Origin of the sequence: Aliamphritea hakodatensis (genome assembly GCF_024347195.1) — a bacterium.
Taxonomy (GTDB): Bacteria; Pseudomonadota; Gammaproteobacteria; order Pseudomonadales; family Balneatricaceae; genus Amphritea; species Amphritea hakodatensis.
The window spans coordinates 85,270-106,090 of sequence record NZ_AP025281.1; the positions used below are offsets into that span (position 1 = coordinate 85,270).

General features: G+C 52.3%; 18 protein-coding genes and 1 tRNA gene. 13 read left to right on the forward strand and 6 right to left on the reverse strand.

Annotated features, from left to right (window positions below; genetic code table 11):
* Nucleotides 1–167: 167 nt before the first annotated feature.
* Entirely contained in the window at nt 168–1,178 is a 1,011-nt protein-coding gene (gene hemB / locus PCI15_RS00390; RefSeq protein WP_205657281.1) for a porphobilinogen synthase, read from the reverse strand.
* A 776-nt stretch (nt 1,179–1,954) separates the two neighbouring features.
* Here hemB and PCI15_RS00395 point away from each other — a divergent pair.
* Entirely contained in the window at nt 1,955–2,383 is a 429-nt protein-coding gene (locus tag PCI15_RS00395) for a hypothetical protein (RefSeq protein WP_271272392.1), read from the forward strand.
* Between the two features lie 722 nt (nt 2,384–3,105).
* Here the strand turns inward: PCI15_RS00395 and hisF are convergent.
* From hisF to hisB, 3 genes are read right to left on the reverse strand one after another with little or no spacing between them, the layout of a single operon-like run.
* Nucleotides 3,106–3,879 carry an imidazole glycerol phosphate synthase subunit HisF gene (gene hisF, locus PCI15_RS00400; RefSeq protein WP_271272393.1) on the reverse strand — a complete coding sequence of 258 codons (774 nt, stop codon included), beginning with the start codon at nt 3,877–3,879 and terminating at the stop codon, nt 3,106–3,108.
* Between the two features lie 11 nt (nt 3,880–3,890).
* On the reverse strand, nt 3,891–4,535 hold the full coding sequence (gene hisH / locus PCI15_RS00405) for an imidazole glycerol phosphate synthase subunit HisH (protein ID WP_271272394.1): 645 nt from the start codon (nt 4,533–4,535) through the stop codon (nt 3,891–3,893).
* 22 nt (nt 4,536–4,557) lie between these two features.
* A complete protein-coding gene (hisB, locus tag PCI15_RS00410; protein WP_205657285.1) occupies nt 4,558–5,151 on the reverse strand; it encodes an imidazoleglycerol-phosphate dehydratase HisB in 594 nt (197 codons plus the stop codon).
* A 337-nt stretch (nt 5,152–5,488) separates the two neighbouring features.
* Here hisB and PCI15_RS00415 point away from each other — a divergent pair, with 337 nt between their 5' ends.
* The 4 genes from PCI15_RS00415 to PCI15_RS00430 all read left to right on the forward strand — a co-directional run bounded on the left by PCI15_RS00415 (nt 5,489) and on the right by PCI15_RS00430 (nt 9,258).
* Nucleotides 5,489–7,684 (forward strand): AsmA family protein, encoded by a 2,196-nt coding sequence (locus PCI15_RS00415; RefSeq protein ID WP_271272395.1) that lies wholly within the window; start codon nt 5,489–5,491, stop codon nt 7,682–7,684.
* Nucleotides 7,685–7,751: 67 nt separating this feature from the next.
* On the forward strand, nt 7,752–8,768 hold the full coding sequence (gene mutY / locus PCI15_RS00420; protein ID WP_271272396.1) for an A/G-specific adenine glycosylase: 1,017 nt from the start codon (nt 7,752–7,754) through the stop codon (nt 8,766–8,768).
* A 14-nt stretch (nt 8,769–8,782) separates the two neighbouring features.
* Entirely contained in the window at nt 8,783–9,055 is a 273-nt protein-coding gene (locus PCI15_RS00425) for an oxidative damage protection protein (protein ID WP_271272397.1), read from the forward strand.
* Nucleotides 9,056–9,182: 127 nt separating this feature from the next.
* Nucleotides 9,183–9,258: transfer RNA gene (locus PCI15_RS00430), tRNA-Phe, on the forward strand.
* A gap of 629 nt (nt 9,259–9,887) precedes the next feature.
* On the opposite strand, the gene PCI15_RS00435 is transcribed toward PCI15_RS00430, so the two are convergent.
* A complete protein-coding gene (locus PCI15_RS00435; protein ID WP_271272398.1) occupies nt 9,888–10,322 on the reverse strand; it encodes an Rrf2 family transcriptional regulator in 435 nt (144 codons plus the stop codon).
* Between the two features lie 213 nt (nt 10,323–10,535).
* Between PCI15_RS00435 and PCI15_RS00440 the strand changes: the two genes are divergently transcribed.
* The 7 genes from PCI15_RS00440 (at nt 10,536) to PCI15_RS00470 (ending at nt 19,188) form a co-directional block, all read left to right on the forward strand.
* On the forward strand, nt 10,536–11,480 hold the full coding sequence (locus tag PCI15_RS00440) for a multicopper oxidase domain-containing protein (RefSeq protein ID WP_271272399.1): 945 nt from the start codon (nt 10,536–10,538) through the stop codon (nt 11,478–11,480).
* A 59-nt stretch (nt 11,481–11,539) separates the two neighbouring features.
* The gene (locus PCI15_RS00445) at nt 11,540–12,625 is read left to right on the forward strand and encodes a multicopper oxidase domain-containing protein (protein ID WP_271272400.1); all 1,086 of its coding nucleotides are present in this window, start codon (nt 11,540–11,542) and stop codon (nt 12,623–12,625) included.
* Nucleotides 12,626–12,772: 147 nt separating this feature from the next.
* Nucleotides 12,773–13,477, forward strand: a complete 705-nt coding sequence (locus PCI15_RS00450) for a c-type cytochrome (RefSeq protein ID WP_271272401.1) — start codon at nt 12,773–12,775, stop codon at nt 13,475–13,477.
* Nucleotides 13,474–13,833: a c-type cytochrome gene (locus PCI15_RS00455; protein WP_271272402.1), complete on the forward strand. Its 360-nt coding sequence runs from the start codon at nt 13,474–13,476 to the stop codon at nt 13,831–13,833. Before PCI15_RS00450 ends, PCI15_RS00455 begins: the two co-directional genes overlap by 4 nt.
* A gap of 241 nt (nt 13,834–14,074) precedes the next feature.
* Nucleotides 14,075–15,169 carry an efflux RND transporter periplasmic adaptor subunit gene (locus PCI15_RS00460; protein ID WP_271272403.1) on the forward strand — a complete coding sequence of 365 codons (1,095 nt, stop codon included), beginning with the start codon at nt 14,075–14,077 and terminating at the stop codon, nt 15,167–15,169.
* Nucleotides 15,170–18,247, forward strand: coding sequence for an efflux RND transporter permease subunit (locus tag PCI15_RS00465; protein WP_271272404.1), 3,078 nt, complete (start codon nt 15,170–15,172; stop codon nt 18,245–18,247).
* Nucleotides 18,244–19,188 carry a LysR family transcriptional regulator gene (locus PCI15_RS00470; protein ID WP_271272405.1) on the forward strand — a complete coding sequence of 315 codons (945 nt, stop codon included), beginning with the start codon at nt 18,244–18,246 and terminating at the stop codon, nt 19,186–19,188. The genes PCI15_RS00465 and PCI15_RS00470 overlap by 4 nt, the downstream gene beginning before the upstream one ends.
* Here PCI15_RS00470 and PCI15_RS00475 read toward each other — a convergent pair.
* A complete protein-coding gene (locus PCI15_RS00475; RefSeq protein WP_271272406.1) occupies nt 19,185–19,940 on the reverse strand; it encodes a helix-turn-helix domain-containing protein in 756 nt (251 codons plus the stop codon). The genes PCI15_RS00470 and PCI15_RS00475 overlap by 4 nt on opposite strands.
* 116 nt (nt 19,941–20,056) lie before the next feature.
* Here PCI15_RS00475 and PCI15_RS00480 point away from each other — a divergent pair, with 116 nt between their 5' ends.
* Nucleotides 20,057–20,815 (forward strand): ceramidase domain-containing protein, encoded by a 759-nt coding sequence (locus PCI15_RS00480; RefSeq protein WP_271272407.1) that lies wholly within the window; start codon nt 20,057–20,059, stop codon nt 20,813–20,815.
* The last annotated feature ends 6 nt before the right edge of the window (nt 20,816–20,821 follow it).

Genomic DNA, 20,821 nt, shown 5'->3' on the forward strand with positions numbered 1-20,821 from the left:
TTCGTGCGCTTCTTTACTGAGTTCTTCATTAACAGCGGTATCGGTTGTCATGTCGTGCTCTGTGCTCTGTTCTGTCATCTGCTAATCCTTCGTTGATCACCCCCGCCTGACCCTTGCGAGTGTATAGCCGGTCACTCAGTCTGTACTGCACGACCGGCGGTTGTTGCTTATTCGTTAAGTAACTGGGCGGCGCGTTTGGCAAAATAGGTCAGAATGCCATCGCAGCCGGCGCGTTTGATACAGGTAAGGGATTCCAGCGTGACGGAACGCTCATCCAGCCAGCCATTCTGGAAGGCTGCCATGTGCATGGCGTATTCGCCGCTCACCTGATACACAAATGTCGGGGCTTTTAATTCGTCTTTTACCCGGCGCACGATATCCAGATATGGCATGCCCGGTTTGATCATTACCATGTCGGCCCCTTCCGCCAGGTCCAGTGCCACTTCATGGAGTGCTTCGTCGCTGTTAGCCGGGTCCATCTGGTAGCTGAACTTGTTGCTCTTGCCCAGGTTGCCGGCAGAGCCGACTGCATCACGGAATGGTCCGTAGTAAGCGCTTGCATACTTGGCGGAATACGCCATGATGCGGGTGTTTACGTGGCCGCCGGTTTCCAGGATATCCCGGATACAGGCGATACGGCCGTCCATCATGTCGCTTGGCGCAACGATGTCTGCACCGGCTTCGGCGTGAGACTGTGCCTGCAGCACCAGCGTTTCGATGGTACGGTCATTGATTACGTAACCGTTGGCGTCGATGATGCCGTCCTGACCGTGGGTGGTGAACGGGTCCAGTGCCACATCGGTCATGATGCCCAGATCCGGCTGTGCATCTTTCAGGGCTTTAACAGCACGCTGTGCCAGCCCGTCCGGGTTGTAGGCTTCTTCAGCAAATTCAGATTTTGCCGAGGCGGGTGTGACCGGGAACAGGGCAATCGCCGGAATGCCCAGCGCAACCAGCTCGGCCGCTTCTTTTACTAACAGGTCGATGGTTAATCGTTCCACACCGGGCATGGATGGCACGGCTTCACGCTGGTTCTCCCCTTCGATGACGAACATCGGGTAGATCAGATCGTTAACCGTCAGTACGTTTTCGCGCATCAGACGGCGGGAGAAGTCGTCTGCACGCATACGGCGCATACGGGTTTCAGGATAAAAGCGTTGGCTGTTGGTAAAAGACACGGGCGTTTTCCTTTGCGGAGTAGCTTTGTGGGCTACAGCATCATTTAACTGAAATTAGATGACACCATTATGACAGAACTCTTGGAGTGGGCGGAACAGTTAATCGTTCAGGGGGCTTTTAGTGTGATATGTGGCAATAGTTGTAGGTTTGTTCTTATGAGTTGGGCTTTGGTGCTCTGTAGCCAGGCTTTGCTTTTTGGTGGCTTGGGTGGTTTTTGTCGCTGAGGGTTAGGTGTATTTCTTTATTAGCCTGCCGGCTGAGGTTTCAGATGATCTTTTTCGACTTCGTCGACTCAAGACCTTTAAACGGCTAAAGGTCATAAGAATCTAAAGGCCGCCCCACCGCTCGTCCGGCTACGCCGGATACCCTGCGTGTTTCGTGAGTAACAGGCCTCCTACCTTTTATAAGAGCTTGGTCGACCGCTTCGCGCTCTCAAACAATTCATCCGGCTGATCTGTTACTCACTGCAATACTCGGCTTCGCAGAAGGGGGTAACTGAGGCCGTGCTAATCGATAAAATTTAATTAATATCTATAGTAATCAGTCGGCCAGCTACGTGTGGTTTTATAAAAGGAATTAACAGAAATAATTGTAATTAATGATAGGCTTAGCGTTGTAAACGTGAGTAATGGGTATTTAAAATTGTTATCCAGAATAGATGTTGAGCTTTTGCTGTTAATTAATAACTGTTTTTCACTTTATGCTTTTGGGAAAATGCTCATAAACCTCGTAATATATAGCAATAACTGAATCTGAATTTTGAGAGATTTTAATAATGGATACTAATAAGCTTTTTATAGGCTTAGCTTCTGTGGGTGCTGGCTGGGTGTTAGCGCAATTTACATCGGTAGCAAAGGACTGGCTCTATACGCGAAAAGTTAAAATTGCTTTGCTCGAAGAGCTAGATGAATTGAAAGAAGAGTTGGATCGAACAATTATAATCTTATCTAGGCAGTTACAAATTCACGCAATTAAGGGAATTGATAATGGAGTTGCTACGCCGTTATCAAATCATATATTTAGTAACTATTATAAAGACGCTGTTTTGTCTCTAAATAAGCAGCAACGGATTTCTTACCAGCTAATCAATACGCTTGTTTGCAACTTGAACGAGAATCTAAGTAAACATAAAGAGTGTACAGAATCAATCCACTCAAAGGTTATGAGGGAAGGTGAAGAAGCTCTTGCCGATTCTGACTTTTAATCATGGGGAAAAAGTGTAGTTAACCTATATCATCACTCAGCTACATTAAAATGGCACGTTAGTTATCACTTAAGTAAGTCAAAAAGTCCTGAGCTCGTACCTTATACAAAAGAACATGAAACATATCTCCAATATCTTGAAAGTATTGACGGAGAAGTTAAAAAAATAATGGATAGTGCAAATAGTTTAGAAAAAGAAAGTTTTGAAAAAGTGTATAATCCAGAGCATTTTTATAAATAATTTGGCGAGAGAATTTCTTGATTTTGTAATGGATTATAGAGTTGGATTTTGTCTTTATTACTTTAAGGTAAGTGCTCTAAATAGAGGGAAATTGGAGTTAATTTTTGTCTTTTTGTGTCGAAGTAACTTAAGTTGGTTCGGCACCCCTCTTCCCCTTATGCGAAGCCGAGCATTGCAGTGGCTGAATGATCAGTATCGCAAACTGTTTGAGAGCGCGTAGCGGTCGAGTTTTTGCGATGCCATTCAGACACGAAACGCGCAGGGTATCCGGCGTAGCCGGGCAAGCATTGGGGCGGCCTTTAGATTCTTAAGACCTTTAGCCGTTTAAAGGTCTTGAGTCGCGTAAGCGAAAAAGATCATCCCAACTAAAAATTTCACACAAAAATAGCGACCGAGTAACCAACCCTATTCCGACTCAAAAAAGAAAAATACCAAAAAAAACGGCCGCACAATGGCGACCGTTTAATAGCAAAAAAGAGCGATCAGAGGCGCACCTCGATCCCCTTCTCCTGCATGTACTTCTTGGCTTCCGGAATACTGTATTCATTGAAATGGAAGATAGACGCCGCAAGAACTGCATCAGCCTTACCTTCAATACAGCCATCAACCAGGTGATCCAGATTACCAACCCCGCCGGAGGCGATAACCGGTACGTTAACCGCTTCGCTGATGGCACGGGTAACACCCAGATCGTAACCGTTCTTCACGCCGTCCTGATCCATAGATGTCAGCAGAATCTCTCCTGCTCCCAGATCAACCATCTTCTTCGCCCATTCAACCGCATCAATGCCGGTTGGCTTGCGGCCGCCGTGGGTGAAAATTTCCCACTTATCGGTTTCGCCAGGCTGGGAGACTTTCTTAGCGTCGATGGCCACTACGATGCACTGTGAGCCGAAACGCTCAGCCGCTTCGCGGACGAATTCAGGGTTGAATACCGCCGCACTGTTGATGGATACCTTGTCGGCACCGGCATTCAGCATGGTGCGGATATCGTCACAGGTACGGATGCCGCCGCCAACGGTTAACGGAATGAAGACCTGTGAAGCCATGCGTTCAACGGTGTGAACCATAGTGTCACGGCCTTCATGGGTGGCAGTGATGTCCAGAAAGGTGATTTCGTCAGCGCCCTGCTCGTCGTAGCGCTTGGCCACTTCAACCGGGTCGCCGGCGTCACGGATGTCGACGAACTGCACGCCTTTTACCACGCGGCCGTTTTCAACGTCTAAACAGGGAATAATGCGTTTTGCTAAAGCCATAATGCGTGCCCTTATACCTTGCCGTTCCAGCTGAGGAAGTTTTTCAGTAACTGCAGACCAACGGTATGGCTCTTTTCCGGGTGGAACTGTGTGGTGAACACGTTATCCCGGGCCATGGCGACATCGCAGTCCACCCCGTAACGGGTGCGGCCGGCAACCAGGTCCGCCTGCTGTGCTTTCACGTAGTAGCTGTGTACGAAGTAAAAGCGGCTGTCGTCCGGAATGTTCGCCCACAGAGGGTGGTCGATGGTCTGTGAAACCTGATTCCAGCCCATGTGCGGAACTTTCAGGCGCTCGCCCGCTTCTTCCAGTGCGTCACCGAAGTAGTTTACCCGGCCTTCGAAGTGGCCCAGGCAGTCAACGCCGCCGTTTTCTTCGGAGTGCTGCATCAGGGCCTGATAGCCCACGCAGATGCCCAGAAAAGGTTTGCCGGAGGCAATGGCTTCGGCCACTTCCTGATCCACACCTAAACGGCGGATTTCAGCCATACAGTCGCGGATTGCGCCAACGCCGGGCAGCAATACCCGGTCGGCGGAGCGTACTTTATCAGGATCAGCCGTGACCCATACTTCAACGCCGTCACCAACGTGTTCCAGCGCTTTGGCAACCGAGTGCAGGTTGCCCATGCCATAATCAATTACTGCAATCGTGCTCATTACTGAACCTTACTCTGAATAATTACAGGGAGCCCTTGGTAGAAGGAATCCGGTCGGCAGCACGGCTGTCGACTTCCAGTGCGTTACGCATCGCCCGGCCAAAGGCCTTGAAGATGGTTTCTGCCTGGTGGTGAGCATTAAAGCCCTTCAGGTTGTCGATATGCAGGGTCACGCCGGCGTGGTTGACGAAGCCCTGGAAGAATTCCCAGAACAGCTGTACGTCAAAGCGACCAATGTTGGCGCGGGTGAATTCAACCTTCATATCCAGACCCGGACGGCCGGAGAAGTCGATCACCACGCGGGACAGTGCTTCGTCCAGCGGGCAGTAGGCATGGCCGTAACGCATGATGCCTTTTTTGTCGCCAACGGCCTGGGCAAATGCCTGACCCAACGTAATACCGATATCTTCAACGGTGTGGTGGTCGTCGATATGGTTGTCACCTTTGGCGTGGATCTTCAGGTCGATCAGGCCATGACGGGCGATCTGATCCAGCATGTGCTCTAAGAAAGGTACGCCGGTATCAACATCAAGTTGACCGGTACCGTCCAGATTAACGGCTACGCTGATCTGGGTTTCCAGGGTGTCACGGGTGACGGCGGCTTTACGTTCAGCCATTGTTGCTCTCCGCTTGGCGAATAATGCAGCGCGTCATGCTCGTATGCGGCTGCAGTATCCATGCTAGTAATTTGGCTGGAAAGGCTAAGTTTCCAGAGGGCGCATTATACCCGCATTGTGCAGAGAATGCGCACCTCTTGATTACACTTTCGATATGCAGCCCGGTGGCTTTGTTAATACCGTGCCGGGGTTATTTAAGGATACCTGCCCACCGGCCGGGAAAATTACCCTCTGTTAAGATTTTCTTAATGCCTGACAGCTACTATCTAAGGGGTTATCATTCTTTATTAAACAGCTCTGCTTTCAGTTGGTTAGCGCTGAGCACCAAGGAGGATTCATGAAGACGTTATTGAAGCTGGTTGGCGGTTTAGTCGCCCTGCTGGTCGTGTTGGTGGTAGCTGGCGGGATACTGCTCGGCACCCTGTTTGACCCGAACGAATACAAGCAGGAAATCCAGACACTGGCGCTGGATAACGGCGGCGTGGAATTAAAAATCGGCGGCGATATCGACTGGTCGGTCTTCCCGTGGCTGGGCCTGAAAATTAATCAGATTCAGGTGAATTACCCGGGCAAGCCGCAGTTTGCTTCACTGAATCAGGCGCAGGTGGCCGTTGAGTTACCCGCCCTGCTGTCCGGCAATGTGAAAATGAAAAGCGTGGTGCTGGACGGCCTGACGCTGGATCTGATTGCTGAATCCCCGACTGATAATAACTGGTCTGTTCCACAGACCGCTGATGCTACCGGCAGCTCTGCAGCAGAGCCGGCGGCAGACAGCGGTACCGGCACCGCAGATGCTTCAGCCGATTCCGGCGCCGCACTGGGACTGGATATCGAGAGCATTGCGATTACCAATGGCCAACTGACCTACACCGATAAAACTGCAGACAGTAAAGTTCTCCTGAATGATCTGAATGTGACCTCCGGTAAGGTGGTGACCAATGCCTTCTTCCCTGCCCAGCTGAGCTTTAATGCAGAGCAGTATCAGGGCAGCGAGAAACAAATGACGGTGGCGGCTAAACTGGACGCTCAGTTCTTTCTGGATCTGGCACAGCAGCAATATCAGGTTAAAGGCCTGACCAGCACCCTGGGATTACAGGGCGCAGCCTTTAACGGTAAAACCGTACCGCTGGAGCTGAATGCAGATATTACCGCAGACGTTGCTAACCAGCAGGTCAGCCTGCAGGGCCTGAGCCTGAAACTGGCGAATCTGGCGGCGAACGGAAATGTCACGGTGAATGATTTTGCCAAGCCGGCGTTCAGCGGTGATCTGGCGGTGGCCAGCTTTGAACTGAATGCTTTAATGGACGCGCTGGGTCAGGCGGCGGTTGAAACCACGGATCCGAATGTACTGAAAGCGATCAGCCTGAACACCAAACTGGCAGGCCCGGCCAATACGCTGGTGATGGAACAGTTACAGCTGAAGCTGGATGACACCACTTTTAACGGCCAGCTGGCGTATAACCTGATGGACGGCGCACTGGCGCTGAACCTGAAGGGTGACAGCATTGATGCTGACCGTTATCTGCCACCAAAGGCTGAAGGTGAAGCTGCATCGGGTGATGCAGCAACGGCGAACAGCGAAGCGGCTCCGGCCAAAACTGGCGGTGAACGTTATTCCAAAGAGCCGGTGATTCCGGTCGAACCGCTGGTGGGCCTGAATCTGGATGCCACTCTGGGCCTGCAGAAGCTGCTGATCTCCGGCCTGACGGTGAATAACATCCTGCTGGATGTGTCTGCCCACGGCGGTCTGGTGAAAGCCAGCAAGATCAATGCTGATCTGTATGGCGGTACCGTGCGTAACAGTGTCACGCTGGATGTGCGTAAAACGCCGGTGCAGATGAACACTAAAAAGAACATCAGCAATATCCAGATTGGCGACCTGCTGAAAGATCTGGCCCAGGTTGACCGTATTACCGGTTCCCTGAGCAGCAAGTCTGATGTGAATACCCGTGGCCGTTCTGTGTATGATATCGTCAACAGCATGACCGGTACCGCATCGGTGAACATGAAAGATGGTGAAATCAAAGGCATCGGCATCGCCCAGACTATCTGTCAGGGCTTCAATTCCGTTGGCAGCCTGGGGCTGAATACTGAACAGGTTGACCAGTCCACGCCGTTTGCCAACCTGAACGGTAACTTTAAGATCAAGAACGGCCTTGTGGATAACCGTGATCTGAAGGCGGAACTGGACGCCATTACCGTCAAAGGTGCCGGTCAGGTCAATGTACCGGCCTCGAACCTGGATTACCGTCTGGGCCTGACCATTGAAGAAAACCTGTTCAAGCAGACCTGTTCGGTGAATAACGCTCTGGAAGGTGTTGAATGGCCGGTTGACTGTAAAGGCAGCTTTGATGATGATCCGGCTCAGCTGTGTAAGCCTGATCTGAGTGTGATCGAAGATGTGATCAAGGCCCAGCTGAAGAAAAAACTGAAAGCCGAGGTGGAAACCAAGGCGAAAGAAAAAGTGGAAGAAGCCCTGCAGGACAAGCTGGGTGACGAAGCCAAAGGCTTAATAAAAGGGCTGTTCAATTAACACCGCAATTAACCGTTCAGAACAAGACTCTGTATCTGATGTAATCCGGCCGCCGTTCGCGGCGGCCGTGCTCGACTGGTTTGATCAGCATGGCCGTCATGATTTGCCATGGCAGGCTGAGAAAACTGCCTATTTCACCTGGTTATCTGAAATCATGCTGCAGCAGACGCAGGTAACCACGGTGATCCCCTATTTTCAGCAATTCCGTGAGCAGTTCCCGACCGTGCAGGATCTGGCTGCTGCGGATATTGATGACGTGCTGCATCTGTGGACCGGCCTGGGGTATTACGCCCGGGCGCGGAACCTGCATAAAGCCGCCAAAATGGTGGTCAGCGATTTCGGCGGTGAGTTTCCGGTGGATGTTGATGAGCTGGAGAGCCTGCCGGGAATTGGCCGTTCCACCGCCGGCGCCATTTCATCCATTGCCGGTGGCCGGCGCGCCGCGATTCTCGATGGCAATGTAAAACGGGTACTGGCCCGGTATTACGCTGTGGAAGGCTGGCCCGGAAACACTAAGGTGATGCAGGCGCTGTGGGAATACGCCGAGCGTAATACCCCTGCCAGTCGCTGCGGTGACTATACTCAGGCGATGATGGACATGGGGGCTACGCTCTGTACCCGCAGTAAACCTGCCTGTCTGCTGTGTCCGTTACAGACCGGTTGTCAGGCACTGGCGCAGAACCGTACCCATGAGCTGCCAGCTTCAAGGCCGAAGAAGGTCCTGCCGGTGAAGCAAACCCTGATGCTGATCATAACGGATGCAGATAACAACGTACTTCTGTATCAGCGTCCGCCGACGGGCCTGTGGGGCGGGCTGTGGAGTTTGCCGCAAACTCAGGATCTGCGGGATGCCGAGCAGGAAACCGGGCTGGCGCTTGATTTGGACAGCGCTGAGGCGGCGGCCCCTTTGCGGCACACATTCAGCCATTTTCATCTGGATATTACCCCGATGCAGGTGACGTTACGCAATACCCCTACAAATCATGTCATGGAAGGCGCCGCGACACTCTGGTATAACATCAGCCAACCGCAAAAGATTGGCCTGGCAGCCCCGGTTAAGAAGCTGCTGCAGGCACGTAAGTAATTCTGGAGAACATCATGACCCGCACCGTAATGTGCCGTAAGTACAAAGAAGAGCTGGAAGGTCTGGATAACCCGCCGTACCCGGGCCCAAAAGGTAAGGACATTTACGATACCGTGTCCAAAAAAGCCTGGCAGGAATGGACTAATCACCAGACCATGATCATTAATGAGAAGCATCTCAGCATGATGGACCCGAAGACCCGTGAATTCCTGCAGTCTGAATTACAGAAATTCCTCGACGGTGACGATTACGAAAAGGCTGAAGGTTACGTTCCGCCATCCAAGTGATCATTTTTTGAGCGTTTTAACTGGCGGATTTCATAAACAAATCCTCTGTTTCGGCAAGATTGCAGAAAAGCGCTAATTAGCGGTTGACACTGCGCCGGGAAATCAGTTTAATACGCACCTCTTAAGTGCCCGGATAGCTCAGTCGGTAGAGCAGAGGATTGAAAATCCTCGTGTCCGTGGTTCGATTCCGCGTCCGGGCACCACTTAAGAATTCCGATTAAGCCTCGTTATTTCAGAAATGATAAACGGGGCTTTTTTGTGTCTGAAATTTGGCGCGTCGTGGTTCGGCTTATTCGACATCTGGCGTCCGGGCACCACTTAAGAATTCCGATTAAGCCTCGTTATTTCAGAAATGATAAACGGGGCTTTTTTGTGTCTGAAATTCCCGGACACGCAACCAAACCTGGTTCGATTATTCGCTGCGCTCACCCTGCGGGCCATTGTCGCAAGCTCCGATGTTTTAATACGCTGCGCGTATTGATCCGCGTCCGGGCACCACTTAAGAAAAAGATATCCTGACAAATCTTGTAACAGAGAGTGTTGGGATTTTTTTGCCTGAAATTTGGCGCGTCGTGGTTCGGCTTATTCGACATCTGGCGTCCGGGCACCACTTAAGAATTCCGATTAAGCCTCGTTATTTCAGAAATGATAAACGGGGCTTTTTTGTGTCTGAAATTTGGCGCGTCGTGGTTCGGCTTACTTCGGCTGACACAAAAGCAGGCGTCCGGGCACCACTTAAGAGCTCATATCAAGCTTTGTGATCTCTGCTAAGAGAAAACGGGGCTTTTTTATTTAACGTGATAGTCCATTGCCCTGTGTCTGCCGGGCAGATTCAGTTCACAATTCTCAGAATCTGGGTCAGCTGTTGCTGTTTACCATAGACCATATCCGCCAGCGTATATTTATCCAGCACCTGTAAAAATGCCTGAGCGGCTTCCTGCAGCATGCCATGTAGCTGGCAGACCCCCTGAATCTGACAGCGGGGTTCCTGACAATTGAAAATATCCAGATCCCGTTCCAGCAATCTTACGAGGCTTCCCAGATTAATCTCCTCTGCGGGTTTTCCCAACTGAAAACCACCACCTTTGCCGCGCCGTGTTTCCAGATATCCGGCTTTACCCAGCTGGTGAACGATTTTGCCGATATGGTTTGGAGACAGACCATAGGCTGCACAGACTGATTCTTTAGTGGCTAATTCATTTTCAGGCATGACCGCCAGATAGGTAAGCAAACGTAAACCGTAGTCTGTGTATCGGGTTAACTGCATCGGTCAGTGCCTTTATGAAATTAAACATGCATCCAGTATACATTTTATTAAAGATGTATATATAATGCATCTTAAGTGAGCTTGTCCCTGCCGAATCAGGCTAAATAATGTCGGACAGCGGCTGAACGGATCTGGCCGGGAAAGCTTACTTATTCTGCAATGTATCTTGCGGCTCAGTTAATGGATTAACGCTTAAACGAAAAGGACACAGTTATGCGACGCATGAAATCTCTTGCCGTTGCCACCGGTCTGGTGGTGACGCTGGGGGCACCGGTTGCCCCTGCTAAAACAGTTGCTGTTGAAATTCCTGTCATTGAAAAAGATCTTGCCATCGATAATGCCGGTAACCGGCAAAAAATGTGGACGTACGCCGGTACGGTTCCCGGTCCTGTTGTCAGAGTGACACAGGGGGATGTGGTTGATTTTTCGATGCTCAATGAGAAGGGTAATAAACAAAGCCATTCCATGGATTTTCACGCCGCCCGGGTCGATGTACTGGACGAATTTGAAGCAGTACGCCCGGGGAAAACCAAGGCCTATGAGTTTCGAGCTGATTATCCGGGGGTATTCATTTACCACTGCGGGGCAGACCCGATGTCAGAGCATATCGCCCGGGGGATGTACGGGGTGATCATTGTTGATCCGAAAGAGGGGTATTCTGATGATTTCCCCAAGCCGGACCGGGAATATGTCATCGTACAGGGGGATCTGTTCGAGCCGGGGACAAAACCGCAGGATATGACGGCGAACATCGGTAAAAAAGCCAGCCTTATCAACGGTAAAGTATTCCACTACGATCCGGTTCACGACAGCAATGCCAGTTTAACGCTGGAGTCGAAGCCGGGTGAACGGGTGCGGATTCATTTCGTCAATGCCCAGGTGAACGACAGTGTTGCTTTCCATCCTATTGCCGGGATCTGGGATAAAGTCTGGGAGAACGGCAACCCGAAAAATGTTTCCTACGGCATTCAGACGTATAACGTCGCGCCGGCCCATTCCGCAACCTTCGACCTGATCAGCCCGGCTGACCGGCCCACCAATAACGCCATTGTTGATCATCAGATGAAGAACGCCCTGACCGGCGCGATCACGGTACTGATGAATCATGAAGATGCTGATCCGGAGTCGGGCCGTAACGGCAACCTTATTCTGCGATAACCGGCGGTAATCAGTGCAGCGGGATTGCTGCACTGCCTGAATATGAAAAGGAGGTCTTTATGAATTATCTTTGCAGGCAATGTGTATCAGCGGTGTTACTCGCCGTTGGCATGTTCAGTGCTTTGTCGGTACAGGCGGATGTCCGTCAGTTCGATATCAGTATCGATGAAGTGGAAATTGAGGTCGCACCGGGCTTTAAGTCGAAGGTCTGGGCCTATAACGGGCAGGTGCCGGGCCCGCTGCTACGGGTGAAGGAAGGGGATGATGTTGAAGTAATCCTGACCAATAACACCACGCTGAACCACACCATTCACTGGCACGGCACTTTTCAGACGGCTTCCTGGCGGAGTGACGGGGTGCCTAATGTGACGCAGCCAACTGTCGAACCCGGTGAGTCTTACACCTACCGTTTCAAGGCCGATAAAGCTGGCAGCCTCTGGTATCACTGCCATGTTAACGTGCCGGAGCATGTTGGCTTACGGGGCATGTGGGGGCCGATGATCGTCGATCCGGCAGACCCGCTGCCGATAGAAGAGGAGGTCACTAAAGACGCCATTCTGATGTTTACCGGCTGGAATTCCGAGGTGGCAGATACCTACGGTAAAGGCGGTTACCCCGGGGAGACGCTGGATTACTTTTCCATCAACGGTAAATCATTTCCGATGAGCCAGCCTCTGCGGGTAAAAGAAGGCGATGTGTTACGTCTCAGGCTGTTTGCCGCCGGGCTTGAAACCGCATTCCATCTGCACGGGCACGATGTGCTGGTCACCCATATTGACGGTACGGCCATTGAAAATCCTTACTGGGCTGATGTGGTGGACATTCCCTCCGGTGGCCGGGTGGATGTGATCGCCCGGATGGATAATCCGGGGATGTGGATCGCCCATGATCACATCGAGCAGCACATCACCAATAAAGGAGCAATGCCTGGCGGGGCGGCGATGATTGTTGAATATGAGGGCATTGAAAAAGAAGACTGGTACATCTGGAAAGACAAGGATTATGCCCCGGACTTCTACCTGAGCGACAGCCTGAATAAGGGCTACGGCCTGCATAACAGCCCTGTTTTTAAAGGCTCGGAAATCGCCGCCAGAGCGAAGAAAAAGAAAAAGAAAAAGAAGAAAAAACAGCAACAGGCGCAGTAGCGGAGGTACCCGCGCTCTGATCCTCTGTGAGCAGGTCAGGGCACGGGTTTCAAAACACCCCTGAGCGTAATATACCCGGGTACCGCAGGAAGCGGTTCATAGGGTGAGGTTGGTATTTCTTTGGTAAGTTTGAAAGGGAATTTCACTATGAATAACAGACTGAAACAGGCAGGGATGTCCGGGTTGAGCGTATATTTATGGCTATTTATGACGCCGTTGGCCGCTGGTGATCCCCGGGCGTTTGCCGAACAGAATTGTGCCGGGTGTCATGCGTTAAGTGAACTTGCGCAAGCCGCTCAGACGCTGGATGAGCGCATAAACCGAAAGGGGCCGCCGCTGCACTATGCCGGTAATAAATACCGGACTGAGTGGCTAGAGCAATGGTTGCAGAATCCGCAACGGATTCATCCCGGCGGTACCTTCTTTGGCAGGCATACGGTGGTCACCGATGAAGGTGACATCATTGATGAGCAGACTCTGCTTCCACATCCGACCTTAACCGCCGACCAGGCCCGGGAGGTCAGCGGCTATCTGATGACCCTGCAGAGTAAGCGTGATCTGATCAGCGAGGGGGAATACACGCCGAAAAAAGTCTCCAGGAAAATGGGCGCGATGAATTTTGGCAAGTTTAAGGGATGCCGCACCTGTCACCGGGATGAAGCCGGTTACGGCGGTGTCTCAGGGCCGGAACTGTATACGGCTTATCAGCGGCTACAGCCGGATTATATCGCCGCCTACATCCGTGACCCACAGCGCTGGGATGCCCGCAGCCTGATGCCGGATAAACACCTCAGTGATAAAGAAATCCACAAACTGATTAATTACCTGAAGGTGATAGGAGCAGAACAATGAAAAATACTGTTCAGGTACTGGCGTTGCTGATGCTGTCTTGCATTGCGTTTGCCGACCCAGAGCCCGATTCACCGGGGCAGAAACTGTATACGGTTTACTGCAGCCAGTGCCATGGTCTGGAAGGTGACGGGTTTGGGGTCAATGCCGCGGATATGGATATCTTACCCAAGGACCATACCGACACTGATGAAATGGTGTCGCGTACCGATGAAGATCTGTTTAAAGCGATTAAGTTTGGCGGCAAAGCCGTGGGTAAATCCATTCTGATGCCTAACTGGGACGGCAATATGACCGATGCGGAAATCGATGCGCTGGTGGCCTACCTGCGGGTGCTCTGCTGTGAGGAGGCTGACTGATGGATGCACATCCGGGTGACGAAACGGAGGGCCAGATTTAGCGCCTGTGAGCGGCGGAGACTTGCGTGCTGAGGCTGATAAACATAACGGGGAAGTATGGCCGGCTGATAAAGATGGAGATTTACTATAGATATTCATTTTGTGGATATCATCTATCAGTTTTGGTCTATGTTATTAGTTGTGGTTGAAAAATATACTTCGCGCATATCAGTTATCCAGTCCGTTTATATAGGTGTTTATTATGAACTTACGCAAGTTGTGGCTTGCTTTGTCTGTTACCGCAGGGGCCAGTCTGAATATGACGGCAGCCACCCAGGTGATGGGCTCAGAATTAATCAGGCCTGCCAAATTGCTGGTGTTAACCAGTCCGGGTGATGCGTCGATGCGTACCTTTCCTGCGGAAGTGAAGGCCAGCAGCCGGACTGAACTGGCTTTCCGGGTCGCCGGGGAGCTGGCTGAACTGGATATCAGGGAAGGCGAAGAGGTGAAGAAGGGGCAGTTACTGGCCCGGCTTGACCCCACTGACTATGACGTTGTGCTGCAGCGCTATCAGGCGGAATATAAGCTGGCTGATCAGCAGTTTCAGCGGATCAAAACCATGCTGAAACGTAAACTGGTTTCCCAGTCTCAGTACGATGAAAAGGCGGCGGAGCTGAGCATTAAAAGGGCGGGCCTGAAACAGGCGCGGCTGAACCGGGAGTACACCGAGATTCATGCGCCGTATGACGGGCAGATTTCTCAGCTGCTGGTGGAAAATTATCAGAACTTACAGGCCAAGCAGCCGGTACTGGTGCTGCAGTCCAGCGATGAGCTGGAGATTGAATTCCAGTTGCCTGAATCGATCATCTCGCTGGAAACCTTGCCTGATGCTGAAGAAAGCCTGGCGGATGTCACCTTTGATGCCAATCCGAGTGAAGTTTTCAAGGCGAAATATCACGAGCGCACCGCCGAAGCAGACCCTGCCACCGGTGCCTACACCATTACCATGAAAATGCCCAAACCGGCATCATTACAGGTGTATCCGGGGATGTCCGCCAGTGTCAGCTTCGATCTGGGTAAGGTATTTGTGATCAACGCCAACGGTTTTGTGCTGCCGGTAGAGGCCATTATTTCTGCGGATGATCAGCCGGTCGACAGCAACCTGCGACAGGTATGGAAAGTGAATCCGGATGATATGTCGGTATACCGGGCTGATGTCACCGTCGGCAGTCTGACCGCCAAAGGCCTGCAGATTGAGTCTGGCCTTGAAGCGGGAGATATCATTGTCACTGCCGGTGCCAACTACTTACGTGAAGGTATGAAAGTCCGTCCGCTGACGCGTGAGAGGGGGCTGTAAGTGAACAGTGCAGAGTATTTTATCCGCCATAAAGTCACCAGCTGGATGTTTGTCCTGTTGCTGGGCATTGGCGGCACCCTATCGTTCTTCGGCCTGGGCCAGTTAGAAGACCCGCCGTTCACCATTAAAGAAGCGCTGGTGATTACCACCTATCCGGGGGCGTCGGCCCAGCAGGTGGAAGAGGAAGTGACCTATCCGCTGGAAAACCAGATTCAGCAGCTTGCCTGGGTAGATAAGGTTAAGTCCATTTCATCCCCGGGGCTGTCGCAGATTACCGTTGAAATTAAGAGTATCTATGCCGGTGATCAGCTCAGGCAGATCTGGGATGAACTGCGCCGTAAAGTGAACGATCATCAGGGCGCATTGCCGCCGGGGGTGAACACGCCCTGGGTGAATGATGATTTCGGTGATGTATTCGGCGTGCTGTTTGCCGTCACCGGTGACGGTTACAGCTATGAAGAGCTGAAGGATTACATTGACTTCCTGCGCCGTGAGCTGGTGCTGGTGGACGGCATCAGCAAGGTCAGCGTTGCCGGTGCTCAGTCCGAACAGGTGATCGTGGAGATTTCCCGTATCAAGCTGAATTCACTGGGCATTTCAATCAACCGGATCTATGACTTGCTGGCGACGCAGAACGTGGTTTCAAATGCCGGTTCGGTGCAGGTGGGCAGCGAATATATCCGTATTTCACCCACCGGTGAGTTTACCGATGTGTCTGAGCTGAACCGGTTAATCATCAGTGAGACCGGATCTTCACAACTGATTCGCCTGGGTGACGTGGCGGATATTAAGCGCGGTTATGCGGAAGTGCCGGATAATCTGGTGTCCTATAACGGCGAGCAGGCGTTACATGTGGGCGTATCCTTCAGCAGCGGCGTGAACGTTGTGGACGTGGGGGCTGCACTGGAAAAACGCCTGGCAGAACTGGAGTATGAACGGCCCATCGGCATGGAGGTGTATACCCTCTATAACCAGCCGGTTGAAGTCGATGCCTCGGTGAATAACTTCATTAACAACCTGTTGGCGGCCATCGTCATTGTGGCGCTGGTACTGCTGGTGTTCATGGGCTTTAAGAGCGGCCTGCTGATCAGTGCGGTTTTGTTGCTGACCATCATGGGCTCGTTCATCTTCATGAGCGTGATGGACATTAACCTGCAACGGATCTCGCTGGGGGCGCTGATCATTGCGCTGGGGATGCTGGTGGACAATGCCATCGTGGTCACCGAAGGGATGTTGATTAACCTGAAACGGGGCTATACAAAGCTGGATGCTGCCCGGCAGGTGGTGACTCAGAACCAGTGGCCTCTGTTAGGCGCGACAATCATTGCGGTGCTGGCGTTTGCGCCGATCGGCCTGTCACCGGATGCCACCGGCGAGTTTGCCGGTTCGTTATTCTGGGTGCTGCTGATTTCCCTGATGTTGTCATGGATCACCGCAATAACCCTGACGCCGTTCTTCTGTGAACTGCTGTTTAAAGAGCAACAGCAGGATGCGGATCAGGCTGACGCCGATCCTTATCAGGGCTTTGTGTTTGTGGTGTATAAATCGTTGCTGGATCTGTGCCTGCGCTGGCGCTGGACAACCCTGACGGTTGTACTGGCCGCGACAGTACTGGCCATTGTCAGCTTTTCACAGGTAAAGCAGGCGTTCTTTCCGCCTTCAACCACGGCGATGTTTCTGGTGGATTACTGGCGCAGCCAGGGGACGGATATCCGGGTCACCGCAGAAGATATGAAAGCGATCGAAAACCGGTTGCTTGAGGATGAGCGGGTTGAATACGTTGCGACGACCACCGGGCAGGGTGCTCTGCGTTATATGCTGACGTACGCCCCGGAAAAGCAGTACGCGGCCTATGGTCAGCTGATGGTGCGGACCGTTGATAGCACGGTGATCCAGGCGGTACTGGCGGACCTGGATCAGGAACTGAAAGATAATTATCCACAGGCCCAGTTTAAGCTGAAACGGCTGGAAATCGGTCCGTCGACCGATGCCAAATTAGAACTGCGGATTAACGGCCCCGATCCGGATGTGCTGCGCCAGATTGCCAGCGAAGCGCTGACGGTATTCCGGGATGATCCGGTGGCAACCAATATCCGCCACGACTGGCGTGAACGGTCCAAGCTGATCCGCCCTGAGTTTCTGGAAGCGCAGGCCCGCCGTGCGGGGATCAGCAAGCAGGATCTGGATGCCATGCTGCAGCTGAACTTCAGCGGTAAGAACATCGGCCTGTACAGGGACGGTACCACTTTGTTGCCGATCATTGCCCGGACCCCGGACAGCGAGCGGCTGAATATCGACAACCTGCCTGACCTGACCATCTGGAGCCCCCGCTATAACAGCTGGATTCCGGTGGATCAGATCGTCGGCAGCTTTGATGTGGTCTGGGAAGACTCGCTGATTGTGCGCCGTGACCGCAAACGTACGCTGACCCTGATGACGGACCCGGATCTGTTTGGTGATGATACGGCCGCTGCGCTGCAGAGCCGGCTGAAACCGAAGATCGAAGCACTGGAACTGCCACCGGGATACAGCGTTGAATGGGGCGGTGAGGACGAAAGCTCCCGGGATGCTCAGGCACCTATTTTCAAGGCCATGCCGCTGGGATTCCTGGCCATGTTCCTGATTACTCTGGTGCTGTTTAACTCGGTACGCAAACCGCTGGTGATCTGGGCAACTGTGCCGCTGGCGATCACCGGCGTGACGCTGGGGCTGCTGGCGCTGAATCTGCCATTCGGTTTCATGGCGATGCTTGGTTTCCTGAGTTTGTCAGGCATGCTGCTGAAAAACGGTATCGTATTGCTGGATCAGATCAATCTGGAACTGGATGCCGGTAAAGACCCTTATGCCGCGGTGTTTGATTCAGCGGTTTCCCGGGTTCGGCCGGTCTGTATGGCCGCAATTACGACCATTTTGGGGATGATTCCCCTGCTGTTTGATGACTTTTTTGCCAGTATGGCGGTGGTAATCAGCTTTGGCCTGGGGGTCGCAACCATTCTGACCCTGATCATAGTGCCGGTGTTGTATACCATGGCATACAGAATTAAGTATCAGCCCCGGAGTGAGATCAGCAAACCGTGAAACTAGATGATTTAAGTCAGATCGATATGCGTCTGCTGGTGGCATTTAATGCCCTGATGGAAGAGCTCAGTGTGACCCGGGCGGCAGACCGTCTGTCGTCGTCTCAGCCTGCCATGAGCCGCAACCTGCGTCAGCTGCGCATTCTGTTTGCCGATGAATTGTTTACCCGCCAGTCCCACGGGCTGGCGGCAACCCCCCGGGCAGAGCAGCTGCACCTGCAGATGCGGCCCTTGCTGGACAGTATTCTGCGGCTGGTGGCACCGGTGCAGCTGGAGCTGAAAACCTTAAAGCGCTGTTTCAGCCTGAGTATGATCGATCCGATTTCTCAGACTTTGATCGCACCGCTGCTCAGTCATCTGCAGGAACATGCCCCGCAGGTGACACTGAAAATACAGAGCCTGGAAGATTACAGCATGGATCTGCTGATTGCCGGGCAGCTGGATTTTATTATCAATTTTGGTAACGAGGCACCGGCGAATATTCATTCGCGGATGCTGGCAGAAGAACGGCCGGTTTGTGTGGTGGGGCCGGATCATCCGCTGGCCGGCAACAGCAGTGTCAGCTATGAGGAATTTATCTGCCAGAAACATGTGGACTTTATGCTGCCGGGGTTTTCCGATGAGAACCAGCCGGACTGGCTGATGAATATTCCTGATCCCCATTTGCAAACCAATAATATGGTGACCGCCCAGAATGCTATTTGTGACGGGCAACTGGTGATGATTGGCGGTGAAAAACTGTCGCAGTTCGCGCCACGGGCAGAAGAATCGGTGGCGATTCCTTTCGCGGAAAAAGAGAACATCCCGACGGTGCCGATGCGGCTGTTCTGGCACAAACGCTACCACGATGACCTTTCGCACCGCTGGATGCGGGATCTCATCAACAAGCTGATATTCAGTCAGTGTCCGACGGCACGGCAGACGTCCGGAAGCGTTTTTTAATTCCCTGATACCTGTTTAACCGGCCGGCGTAAGGGCCTGAATACTTCAGGCTCCCAGGGGCGCATCGCGACAATCAGGCTGGTGCCGTGACGTTCTGACTGCATGGCCGACTGGTCGCTCTGGCTGATATCTGCAAATTCATGGCTCAGTTGGCGGATCTTGTTCAGCAATTCGCTGTGCGAACCGCGGGTCAGTAATCCGGATAAAAACAGCCGGATCTCATCTTCGCCGCTGAATGATGATTTCAGAAAGTCGGCCTGGATATGCTGTTCATAAAAACGGGCGATTGGCCCGTTTGGAATCCACTCAAACTGCCGGGCAATGCGCAGCTTTACCCGGTTATTGGGCAGTAATTCGATCACTTTCAGTTTATCCAGTTTTGCCAGCAGGCGAATGCCTTCGTGTTCTTCGATGGCGTATTGTTCGGTAATTTCAGTAAAGCTAAGGCCGTTGATCAGAAAGTGAGTCAGCAATAACAGTTTATTGTCTGCTGCCAGTTCCTGTTCCTGTTGTAGGGTGAGGTGGGTGGTCTGGCGCTTGCTGCGCGCCATCAGTGTGACCAGATCGGCAAACTCAAGCTCCAGCCAGTCACATAACCGGTCAAGCCGTTCCAGGCTGAGGTTATGTTCGGCAAACAGCCGCTTGACGCTTGCCTCCGATAAACTCAGTACCTGTGCGACATCCTTATAGGTTTTTCCCTGCTGTTTCAGTTCTCTTTTCAGGGCGTCGATCAGTGCCGTTCGCTGAGCCATCGTATTATCCGTCGCAACCTTGAGTTGAATTATATAATACAGGAACAGAACACATTGCCTTACCGGTTTAGCTTGCTCAGTGTGGCAGCAAATAACACCGGGGAGGAATCCATATTATGTCGACGGATAAATCATCAGCTTCAGAACAGCAAATATTTGCCCGCAGGCTCAGGTTACTGCTGGGGCTGGCTGTATTTATGGGTCTGACTTTGCTGGTCTCGCAACCGGTAGCGCAGCCACTGGAATACCACCGGTTTGCAGATCAGCGAGCTGCACTGGCCATTGCGAACGCCGCTAACGTGTTGTCGAATCTGCCGTTTGTGGTGGCTGGTATGTTGGGCTTCTTCTGGATGCGGCTGAAACCTGAGCTGGCATTCAGCGTCAGGGCCGGTTATGTCACCTTCTTTGCTGGCTTGATTCTCACCGGCATCGGTTCGGGCTATTACCATCTGGCACCGGATAATCAGACCCTGATTTGGGACCGGCTGGCAATGACGGTCTGTTTTGCCGGGTTACTTTCTTTGGTGATTGCCGAACGGATTGACCTGCGGATGGCGGCTGTTGCGCTGCCGTTCCTGCTGATAACCGGTGCGGCCACTGTTGCTTACTGGGCGTGGGTGGATGATCTGCGGCCGTATCTGATGCTTCAGTTCGGCGCCATGCTGCTGTTACCGGTGATTATTCTGCGTACCCGGGGAACCGGTACCCGGTGGCTGTGGCTGGCGCTGCTGTGTTATCTGCTCGCTAAGGTAACGGAAATGACCGATGAGCCCCTTTATCATCTGACGGAGCAGTTGATCAGCGGCCATTCACTGAAACATGTCGCTTCCGCGATGAGCGGTCTGATGATCGCCCTGAAACTGCGGTATAGCTGAATGCGG

What these genes read in the sequence shown, in the direction of transcription:
- PCI15_RS00395 (WP_271272392.1), top strand. Translation starts at nt 1,955, where the DNA reads ATGGATACTAATAAGCTTTTTATAGGCTTAGCTTCTGTGGGTGCTGGC.
- hisF (WP_271272393.1), bottom strand. Translation starts at nt 3,879, where the DNA reads ATGGCTTTAGCAAAACGCATTATTCCCTGTTTAGACGTTGAAAACGGC.
- hisH (WP_271272394.1), bottom strand. Translation starts at nt 4,535, where the DNA reads ATGAGCACGATTGCAGTAATTGATTATGGCATGGGCAACCTGCACTCG.
- hisB (WP_205657285.1), bottom strand. Translation starts at nt 5,151, where the DNA reads ATGGCTGAACGTAAAGCCGCCGTCACCCGTGACACCCTGGAAACCCAG.
- PCI15_RS00415 (WP_271272395.1), top strand. Translation starts at nt 5,489, where the DNA reads ATGAAGACGTTATTGAAGCTGGTTGGCGGTTTAGTCGCCCTGCTGGTC.
- PCI15_RS00425 (WP_271272397.1), top strand. Translation starts at nt 8,783, where the DNA reads ATGACCCGCACCGTAATGTGCCGTAAGTACAAAGAAGAGCTGGAAGGT.
- PCI15_RS00435 (WP_271272398.1), bottom strand. Translation starts at nt 10,322, where the DNA reads ATGCAGTTAACCCGATACACAGACTACGGTTTACGTTTGCTTACCTAT.
- PCI15_RS00440 (WP_271272399.1), top strand. Translation starts at nt 10,536, where the DNA reads ATGCGACGCATGAAATCTCTTGCCGTTGCCACCGGTCTGGTGGTGACG.
- PCI15_RS00445 (WP_271272400.1), top strand. Translation starts at nt 11,540, where the DNA reads ATGAATTATCTTTGCAGGCAATGTGTATCAGCGGTGTTACTCGCCGTT.
- PCI15_RS00450 (WP_271272401.1), top strand. Translation starts at nt 12,773, where the DNA reads ATGAATAACAGACTGAAACAGGCAGGGATGTCCGGGTTGAGCGTATAT.
- PCI15_RS00455 (WP_271272402.1), top strand. Translation starts at nt 13,474, where the DNA reads ATGAAAAATACTGTTCAGGTACTGGCGTTGCTGATGCTGTCTTGCATT.
- PCI15_RS00460 (WP_271272403.1), top strand. Translation starts at nt 14,075, where the DNA reads ATGAACTTACGCAAGTTGTGGCTTGCTTTGTCTGTTACCGCAGGGGCC.
- PCI15_RS00475 (WP_271272406.1), bottom strand. Translation starts at nt 19,940, where the DNA reads ATGGCTCAGCGAACGGCACTGATCGACGCCCTGAAAAGAGAACTGAAA.
- PCI15_RS00480 (WP_271272407.1), top strand. Translation starts at nt 20,057, where the DNA reads ATGTCGACGGATAAATCATCAGCTTCAGAACAGCAAATATTTGCCCGC.